Here is an 8,787-nt window from a genome sequence, read left to right as displayed (position 1 = left end):
GGGTCGCCGGCCTGCGACTCGACGATGACGTCGCCGACGCTCTTGCCGCCGCCGTCCTGCGCAGCCGCGCCGGCCGGAGCTTGCGTCGCCGGGGCTTGGGCGCCGGTCTCGGTACCGCTGTCGCCGGTGCCCGCATCGCCCATACTCGTGTTGCCGTTGCTGGTATTGCCATCCTGCGGCGCGGTCTCGGATTTCTTCTGCCCGGCGGGCTTGGCGCCCTGCGAGCCGCCTTCGAGCTGCTGGAAGCGGAACTCGTTGTCTTCCTGCTGCTTGCGCATCTGCTCCTGCATTTGCAGGATCTGGAAATTGAGCTCCTCGATCTTGCCGTTCATCTGGCGCAGTTGATCTTCCAGACCGGTCATGCCGGCGCCGTCCTGCTGCGCCAGCTGCGCCGGCTCGGCCTTCTTCTTGTCGCCGAAGATGCCGAGCGTCGGCAGGTGGAAGGTGAACCCGCTGTCGGAAGATTGCCCGCTGTCCACCGGGGCGGCGACGCCTGCGATGCTTGATACGAGCAGCAGCGCAAGCGTGCCGCTCAGGACCGTTCTGAAATGCATTCTATCTCTCGCCGTGAAACCTGTTGGCCTTGATGCGCCTTTCCAAATCGGAATGGGAGGAAGCGCCCTCGCGCTCTTAGCAGGACGCGAGACTTCGGCCAAATTTTGTTTCAAGCGGTCGCATATGAAAAAGGCAGCCCTGAGGCCGCCTTTCATGCCGCGATGTTGTATTTTTGCCGCCTGACGAAACGTCAGGAGCCGGCGCCGGAGAGCGTGGTGACGGCGCGGCGGTTCTGCGACCAGCACGAGATGTCGTCGCAGACGGCGACCGGGCGTTCCTTGCCGTAGGAGATCGTCTTCAGACGATTGGCCCCGACGCCCTTGGAAACCAGGAAGTCGCGGGTGGCGGCGGCGCGGCGGGCGCCCAGCGCCAGATTGTACTCGCGCGTGCCGCGCTCGTCGGCATGGCCTTCGATGACGATGGCATATTGCCTGTACTGGTTGAGCCACTGCGCCTGGCGCCCCAGCGTCGTCTGCGCGTCGGCGCGGATCGACGAAGAGTCGGTGTCGAAGAAGATGCGGTCGCCGATGTTGACGGTGAAGTCCTGCGCCGAGCCGGGCGTGGCGGCGCCGGCGCCATTCAGGCCGAGATCGGCCGCGCTGTTCGGGGTCTTCTTCGAGGCGCAACCGGTGATGGCGAGGGCCGCCACCAGCGCGATCATTGCCGGGTTTCTGGTAAGTGCTGCGATACGGCCCATGCCGCCTCTCCTTCGCATTCGAGTGATTTCGTTGATCACCCAGTAACCACGTTTGGGTTAACCGCGGTTCAAGAAACACAGTTAATATTTGGTTTCGGCCGCCGTCCTCGGCCATCCCGCCAGGCGCCCAAGATGCGCGGACCGTAGGCGGAAATGCGGCCAAAACGCGACCAAGACGTGAAAAAGCGGGATTTCGGCCCGCTTCTTCAGTTCTTCAATTCCTCAGTTCTTCAATTCCCCACTTCCCCTCACTCCAGCAACGGCGACCAGGCCGGATCCGAGGCGAAGTTCGACGTCGGGATCTGCTGCTCGTTGCGGCCGGTGAGATCGACCGTGACCAGCTTCGGCCCGCCGGCGGAGTCGCGGAAGAACATCAGCACGCGGCCGTTCGGCGCCCAGGTCGGCCCCTCCTGCTGGAAGCCGGAGGACAGGATGCGCTCGCCCGAACCGTCGGTCTTCATGACGCCGATCTGGAATTCGCCGCCGCTCTGCTTGGTGAAGGCGATGAGGTCGCCGCGCGGCGACCATACCGGCGTCGAATAGACGCCGTCGCCGAAGGAGATGCGGTGCGGGTTGGAGCCGTCGGCGCCCATGACGTAGATCTGCGAACGGCCGCTGCCGCCGCCGCGGTCGGAGGTGAAGACGACCTGCGAGCCGTCCGGCGAATAGGACGGCGAGGTGTCGATGGCGACCGAATTGGTGAGCCGCGTGGTCGTGCGGCTTCTCAGATCCATGGCGAAGATGTTGGAGTTGCCGTCGTCGCGCAGCAGGCTCATGATCACCTTCTGGCCGTCGGGCGAGAAGCGTGGCGCAAACGTCATGCCGGGAAAGTTGCCGACCAACTCGCGCTGTCCGGTCTCGATCTGCAGCAGATAGACCTTCGGCTGTCCGCTCTCATAGGACATGTAGGTGATTTCCTGCCGGTTCGGCGAGAAGCGCGGCGTCAGCACGATGGAGCGGCCGTCCGACAGGTAGCGCACATTGGCGCCGTCCTGGTCCATGATGGCGAGCCGCTTCTTGCGCGCGTTCTTGGCGCCGGATTCATCGACGAAGACGACGCGCGTGTCGAAGTAGCCCTTCTCGCCCGTGAGCCGTTCATAGATCGCATCGGCGATGATATGGGCGACGCGCCTGGTGTTGGCATCATTGGCGAAGAACTGCTCGCCCGCCATCTGCTGGCCGGCAAACGTGTCCCACAGCCGGTATTGGGCGCGGATACGGCCGTCGGCCTCCTTGCCGACGCTGCCCGTCACCAGCGCCTGCGCATTGATCACCTTCCAGTCGTCGAAGCGCGGCGTGGCGTCCGGGCCCGAGATCTTCTCGATGAAAGCGCTCTTGTCGATCGGCGCGAACAGGCCGGAGCGCTTCAGGTCGGCGGTGACGATCTCCGTGATCTGCGCGCCGAGCGCATCGCCGGACTGGAAATCCGTGATAGCGATCGGCAGCGGCTCGACATTGCCCTTGTTGACGTTGAGCTCGACGAGCGCCCAGGCCGGCAAGGTGGCGCCGGCCGTCATACCCAGCGCCATGGCTGCAATCGTCAGGAGCGGCTTGAGGAAAGATCTCATGTCTTCTCGCTTCTCTTCTTTGATGGCTCGGATGCCCGGCCCCAGAGGCCAAGCATCTCCCTTGGGTCGAAGGTGACCCGGATGTCGTTCCAGATGTCCTGCTTGCCGGCAGGAACCTGCAGGCCGGCCACATCGCATTTTTGAACCGCGCGCACGGCGCTTTCGTCGAACTGCCGATTGCCGCTCGACTGCTCGACCGACGGACGGCCGTCGAGCTTGCCGTTGGTATCGAGATTGAACCGGACCACGACGACGAAGTTCTCCGAACCTTCCAATCCGACAGGCAAGGTCCAGCAACCGCTGAGCTGATTTTCCAGCGCGCCTTGCTCGGACTTGGAAAGCTTCTGACCCTGGTCCTTCTCGCCGCCGAGCGACGACTGCTGCGTCGAGCGCTTGGCGCCGCCGCCGGACGGCTTCTGCTTGTCGAGCAGCGCGGAAATCTCGTCGGCGTTGAACTGCTTCTCATCCGACTTCGGCTTCGAGGAGGCCTCCTTGACCGGCTTTTCCGCGTCCTTGCGTTCCGGCGCCTTGGCGCTCTCGGCCGGAGCCGGCTGCGGCTTCGGCCGCGCCTCGGGTGCCGGAGCGGAGTCCGGAAGCTTGGCCTCGTCGGTCGGCTGTTCCTTGGCGATCGCCTCGGCGACGGCGTCCGGCTTCACCTCTTCCTTCTGGATGGCGGCGGTCGTGTCCTTCGGCGGCGCGGGGGTCGGCTCCTTGGCCGGCGTCGGCTTGGGATCCGTCTGCTTGACCGGCTCGGGCTTGACCTCTTCCTTCGGCGCCGGCGTCGGCGCCACTTCGGTCGCAGGCACCGGCTTCGGTTTTTCCTGCGGCTTCGGCACGTCCTCGGCGGCGGGCTTTTCGGTCGGCGTCGGCGCCGGCGGCGGCGCGGACGTCTTCTCGACCGGCTTCGGCTTTGCCTCGTCCGTCACCGGCTTGTCGGTGTCGACGCTGTTCTCGCCGACCTTCTGGGCATCGGGAACGATATCCGGGCGTTTGGTCGGCAGCGGCGCCGGCTTCTCATGCATGACCGCTTTCTTGTCGCCCTGCAGCGTCTGCGCGATGGCCTCCATCGGCACGATGTCGACCGCCACCGACTCCACGTCGCTGGCCGGCATCGCAGGCGGCGAGGACAGCGTGAACAGCCCGAAGGCCAACGCCACCGCATGCAAGATGACCGATGTGGTGAGGCCGGTCCTCATTTTTCGTCTACTGGTCCTGTTCCTGCAGCGAAACCAGGCCGATGTTCTTGTAGCCAGCCGCCGAAATGCGGGCCATGACCTTCATTGCGGTGCCGTAGTCCGTCGACTTGTCGCCGCGGATAAAGATGCGCTCGTCGTAACCCGTCTTCGAGATCGCCTGCAGCTTCGCCACCAGCTCCTCGATCGGGATCTCGGTTTCCTGCAGGTAGATCTGGCCGGTCGCGTTGATCGACACGGTGATCGGCTGCGTGTCGACATTCATCGCCTTGGCCTGTGTGTCCGGCAGGTCGATCGGCACGCCGACGGTGAGCAGCGGCGCCGCGACCATGAAGATGATCAAAAGCACCAGCATCACGTCGACCATCGGCGTGACGTTTATTTCCGACATCAGGCCATGATGGCGGCCACGGCGCCTGTGGCCGCGTCCGCCTCGCCCTATGCCACCTGCGCTAGCAGCAGACATCCCCATGATCGTACCTCAGGCCTTCTGCGCGACTTTTTCATCGATTTGGCGCGAGAGTATGGCGGAGAACTCGTCCGCGAACCCTTCCATGCGCACCGCGATCTTGTTCGCATCCGACGACAGCTTGTTGTAGGCGATGACCGCGGGAATGGCCGCGAGCAGGCCGATGGCCGTCGCGAGCAGCGCTTCCGCAATGCCGGGCGCCACGACCGACAGGCTGGTGTTCTTCGAGGCGGCAATCGCCTGGAAAGATGTCATGATGCCGATGACGGTGCCGAAAAGGCCGATGAAGGGTGCGGCCGAGCCCGTGGTGGCGAGGAAGCCGAGGCGTCCTTCCAGCCTTTCCATCTCGCGCGTCAGCGCCAGGTCCATCGCCTTGTCGATGCGCGTCTGCAGCGCCAGCGCCGATTTTGCGCCCTTTTCAAAACTCTTTTTCCATTCGCGCATGGCGGCGACGAAGATCGCGCCCATGCCGGTGGTCTTGCGGTCTGACAGCGTGCGATAGAGGTCTTCGAGCGACTGCCCCGACCAGAACACCTGCTCGAAGCGGTTGAGCGCCAGCCGCATGCGGCTATAGGCGACGAGCTTGTCGATGATGATCGCCCAGGTCCAGATCGAGGCGCAAAGCAGGCCGATCATGACCAGCTTGACCACCCAGCCGGCCTGCATGAACAAGGCCCATATCGACAAATGCGCGCCCGGGTCGGCGAGTGCAATGTTTTCCATGACTACGTCCTTAAGATTTTCCGGGCATCGCTGGCGGCTGGCCCATGGGCATCCCTTTGGTCCGATCGCGCGAAGCTTGAAGCTTGCGGGATAAGCCCCGAATGCACCATTTCGCGGCCTTTTCAGGGCAAATATTGGTGAAAGGAAGGCGCACGAATTGCGCCGATCTTCACCAATTCCTTCATGAACCGTTATGGTTAAGGATGGGTTAGGATATGAAGCGCGGCGCATTGCCGCGCCCCGCCGGCAAGCCCTATGCCTGCAGCCGTCCGGTTAGTGTCCCGAGATCAATCGCTTGCCTTCGGCATAAAGGCGGCGATCCATTCCTTGGGAAACCGCCTCGGCCGGCCGTTCTCGCCGATGATCGCGGCTTCGACCTTCGCCTCGACCAGCACTTCGCCGCCGCGCTTCAATTGCTGCGCCATGAAGATGCGGGCGCCCGAAATGTCCTCGGTGCGCGTATCGATGGTGAGGATGTCGTCCATGCGCGCCGGTGTGCGGAAGTCGATCTCCATGCGTCTGACTACCCAGACGATGCGCTCGCCATGCTTGCCATCCAGAAGCTCAGTGTGATGGACACCGGCTAACCGCAGGTAATCCGAGCGGCCGCGCTCGAGGAATTCCAGATAGCGCGCGTGATAGACGACGCCGGAGAAATCGGTGTCGGCATAGTAGACCCGGGCCATCAGGCGATGGCCGAATTCCGTCAGCGCTCCGGAAAGCCCGGCGCTGAGTGCCGCGGATTCACCACGATCGTCCATTGCGCTTTCCTTTTCTGGCCCGAACGGGCACCTAAAGCCCGATGGACTTTAGGCAATTTCTTTCGTGCATGTCGTTATCCCAAAACCGCTGCATGCTTTTGGGCGACACGCACTGCGCGGGAACCGGATGGCACTGTTGGGCTCGATGATCAAGACCTCGATCGCGGCGCTGCTCGCGCTCGCCGCCCTGGCATTGCCGTGCCAGGCGGCGACGTTCTCGATGAAGCGCGGCCTCAATCTCGACCAGTGGACGACCTGGACCGGCGAGGAGAAATGGAACGACCCGGACGCCATCCTGCCCTATCCGGAATGGCGCAAATTCCTGAAGGAGGATGACCTCAAGGCGCTGAAGGATGTCGGTTTCGATTTCCTGCGCATGCCGGTCGATCCCTCGCCCTTCCTGTCCGGCGAGACGCTTGCGCTGCGCGACGACCTCTACGCCAGTGTGCTGGACTCGGCGCGCATGATCAACCGCGCCGGGCTGAAAGTGATCGTCGACCTGCATCTCATCCCGGCCGGCGGCAGCCGCAAGATCGGCATGGGCGAGGTGATGGACGATCCCGCAACCTTCGACGCCTATGTCGAGGTCGTGCGCAAGATGGCGCATACGCTGTCGCAAGAAGACCCAGGCCGGGTCGCCTTCGAGCTGATGAACGAGCCGATCGTCGATTGCGGCGAGAACGGCACGAACCTCTGGCCGGACCGCCAGAAGAAATTGTTCGCGGCGGCGCGATCTTCCGCCACCTGGTTGACACTCATCCTCACCGGCGGCTGCTATTCGAACGCGGCCTCGCTGGCGAAGATCGACCCGAAGGCGATACCCGACGACAACATCATCTGGACTTTCCACTCCTACGACCCGTTCCTTCTGACGCATCAGGGCGCGACCTGGGCCGGTGACTTCATCCGCTACGTCACCGGCCTTCCCTATCCTTTGACCGCGGTGCCGCGCGCTCGGCTCGATGTGGCGCTGGAGACGATCCGCGACCGGATCAAGGCCGAGGCGCCATGGACGCGCCGCAGCAGCATGCTTGCCTATCTCGACGAGCAGGTCGCCAGCATGGACAGCCCCGACAAGCTCGTTGGCCAGATGGATGCGCCGTTCAAGACCGTCGAGGACTGGGCGAAAGCCAACGGCATCAAGCCGCAAGACATCACGCTGGGTGAATTCGGCATGATCCGCCAGGAATATGGCAATGCCTATGTGATGCCTGCCGAATACCGCGCCGCCTATGTCAGGGACATGATCGCGCGCGCCGAGGCGCATGGCTTCTCCTGGTCGGTATGGGGCTATGGCGGCGCCTTCGGCATCGTCGGTGCCTTCGACGGCGACAAGGCCGAGCCCAACGTGATGGACGCGATCAGATCGCTTCGCTAGGCGGCCTAGCCCAAATCGATCTGCAGGATTTCGGGCCGCACACCAAAGCGCACCGGCACGATGCTGAAGCCGAGCCCGCCGGAAACGATCAGGTTGCGGTCGTTCTCGACAACATGGCCATAGGCGTAGCGGTTGCCGAACTCGGACGGCACCACCGGCGAATAGCCGAACACCCGCACCTGCCCGCCATGGGTGTGGCCGGACAGCGTCAGGGAAACCCGCCACGGGACTTTCGGGAAGATGTCCGGCTCATGCGCGAGCAGGATGACGGGCGCGCTGTCGCTGACCTTGGCGAGCGTGCCGCCGAGATCGTCCAGGCCCTTGAAGCCATGACGGCCCAGGGCTTTGCTTGGCCGGATCGCCAGCTGGTCGGCAAGTCCGGCGATCCAGAAGCCGTGCCCGTCTTTCTCCAGCCGCACGACGTCGTTTTCCAGCACCGGGATGCCGACGCTCTCCAGTGCCTTGCGCGCGGCCGTCGGCCCGGCTTCGGCCCGCTGCGCTGCGTGGTCGTGCCACCAGTCGTGATTGCCGAGGATCGAGATCACGCCGAGCGGTGCCTTCAGCCCTGAAAGAGCGGAGGCCCAATCCGGTGCGGACACGTCGGCCGTCACCAGGCGCATTCCGTCGACATAGTCGCCAAGGAGCACGATCAGGTCCGGCTGCAAGGCATTTGTCTTTTCGACCAGCGAGGCGATCCGCTCCGGCGTCATCCAGGGATGGCAGGCGTGGATGTCGGCAAGTGCGACCATACGGAGCTTTAGCCCGGGCGGCCAGTGCGGCGGCGTCAGGGTGTAGCGCTTCACATGCGTCAAAAGCATCGGCTCGACACCGACCGCATAGGCGCTGAGCGACACCATCGACAGGAACGAGCCGCCGATGAGGCGCAGGAAGCCACGTCTGGTGATCATCAGCTGGCCCAAGCCCCTTGGGATTCCATCAACCAGCTTGTCTTAGACGCGGCAATTGTGCCTTCACCTTGGCGGAGCGACGGAGATTTGCGCAGACAGGCCGTTCCACGCGCGCCCGACGAACAAATGTCCGTTACTCTTCCTGAAACAGGCTAATCTGCTGCTGCGCGAGGTCCTTCGGCGCGTCGAGGCCGAGATGCCGCCAGGCATTGGCGGTCAGCACGCGGCCGCGCGGCGTGCGCTGGATGAAGCCCTGCTGGATGAGATAGGGCTCGATAATGTCCTCGATGGCGTCGCGCGGTTCCGACAGCCCAGCCGCGATCGTCTCGATGCCGACCGGCCCGCCGCCGAAATTGCGGGCGATCATCGAGAGATACCGGCGGTCGAGCGCGTCCAGGCCGAGCCCGTCGACTTCGAGCCTCGTCAGAGCCTCGTCGGCAATGCGCTTGTCGACATGGCCGTCTCCGGCGACGGAGGCGAAATCGCGCACCCGGCGCAAGAGCCTGCCGGCGATGCGCGGCGTGCCGCGGGCGCG

9 protein-coding genes and 1 pseudogene are annotated in these 8,787 nt (G+C 64.1%); 1 reads left to right on the top strand and 9 read right to left on the bottom strand.

Annotated elements, in window-relative coordinates; genetic code table 11:
* From DH10_RS31755 to ybgC, 7 genes and pseudogenes are all read right to left on the bottom strand, one after another.
* A pseudogene (locus DH10_RS31755) lies at positions 1 to 554 on the bottom strand (tol-pal system protein YbgF); the annotation flags it as partial.
* A gap of 191 nt (positions 555 to 745) precedes the next feature.
* On the bottom strand, positions 746 to 1,252 hold the full coding sequence (gene pal, locus DH10_RS31750) for a peptidoglycan-associated lipoprotein Pal (RefSeq protein WP_192245805.1): 507 nt from the start codon (positions 1,250 to 1,252) through the stop codon (positions 746 to 748).
* A gap of 248 nt (positions 1,253 to 1,500) precedes the next feature.
* Positions 1,501 to 2,781 carry a Tol-Pal system beta propeller repeat protein TolB gene (tolB, locus tag DH10_RS31745; RefSeq protein ID WP_246505927.1) on the bottom strand — a complete coding sequence of 427 codons (1,281 nt, stop codon included), beginning with the start codon at positions 2,779 to 2,781 and terminating at the stop codon, positions 1,501 to 1,503.
* A 35-nt stretch (positions 2,782 to 2,816) separates the two neighbouring features.
* Positions 2,817 to 4,016 (bottom strand): cell envelope integrity protein TolA, encoded by a 1,200-nt coding sequence (tolA, locus tag DH10_RS31740; protein WP_192385716.1) that lies wholly within the window; start codon positions 4,014 to 4,016, stop codon positions 2,817 to 2,819.
* A 7-nt stretch (positions 4,017 to 4,023) separates the two neighbouring features.
* Positions 4,024 to 4,485 (bottom strand): protein TolR, encoded by a 462-nt coding sequence (gene tolR, locus DH10_RS31735; RefSeq protein ID WP_127857324.1) that lies wholly within the window; start codon positions 4,483 to 4,485, stop codon positions 4,024 to 4,026.
* 9 nt (positions 4,486 to 4,494) lie between these two features.
* Positions 4,495 to 5,205 carry a protein TolQ gene (gene tolQ / locus DH10_RS31730; RefSeq protein WP_126097447.1) on the bottom strand — a complete coding sequence of 237 codons (711 nt, stop codon included), beginning with the start codon at positions 5,203 to 5,205 and terminating at the stop codon, positions 4,495 to 4,497.
* A 287-nt stretch (positions 5,206 to 5,492) separates the two neighbouring features.
* Entirely contained in the window at positions 5,493 to 5,966 is a 474-nt protein-coding gene (gene ybgC, locus DH10_RS31725) for a tol-pal system-associated acyl-CoA thioesterase (protein WP_192245799.1), read from the bottom strand.
* Positions 5,967 to 6,093: 127 nt separating this feature from the next.
* Between ybgC and DH10_RS31720 the strand changes: the two genes are divergently transcribed.
* Positions 6,094 to 7,344, top strand: a complete 1,251-nt coding sequence (locus tag DH10_RS31720) for a glycoside hydrolase family 5 protein (protein ID WP_192245797.1) — start codon at positions 6,094 to 6,096, stop codon at positions 7,342 to 7,344.
* A 5-nt stretch (positions 7,345 to 7,349) separates the two neighbouring features.
* On the opposite strand, the gene DH10_RS31715 is transcribed toward DH10_RS31720, so the two are convergent.
* A complete protein-coding gene (locus DH10_RS31715; RefSeq protein ID WP_192245795.1) occupies positions 7,350 to 8,252 on the bottom strand; it encodes a metallophosphoesterase in 903 nt (300 codons plus the stop codon).
* 133 nt (positions 8,253 to 8,385) lie between these two features.
* Positions 8,386 to 8,787, bottom strand: a 402-nt coding sequence (locus DH10_RS31710; protein ID WP_281423878.1) for a Holliday junction DNA helicase RuvB C-terminal domain-containing protein, incomplete at its 5' end; no start/stop codon positions are given.

It is taken from the genome of Mesorhizobium silamurunense (assembly GCF_014843825.1).
Lineage (GTDB): Bacteria > Pseudomonadota > Alphaproteobacteria > Rhizobiales > Rhizobiaceae > Mesorhizobium > Mesorhizobium silamurunense.
Note: the sequence above shows the minus strand (reverse complement) of the source record. Positions and strands in the feature narration are given on the sequence as shown.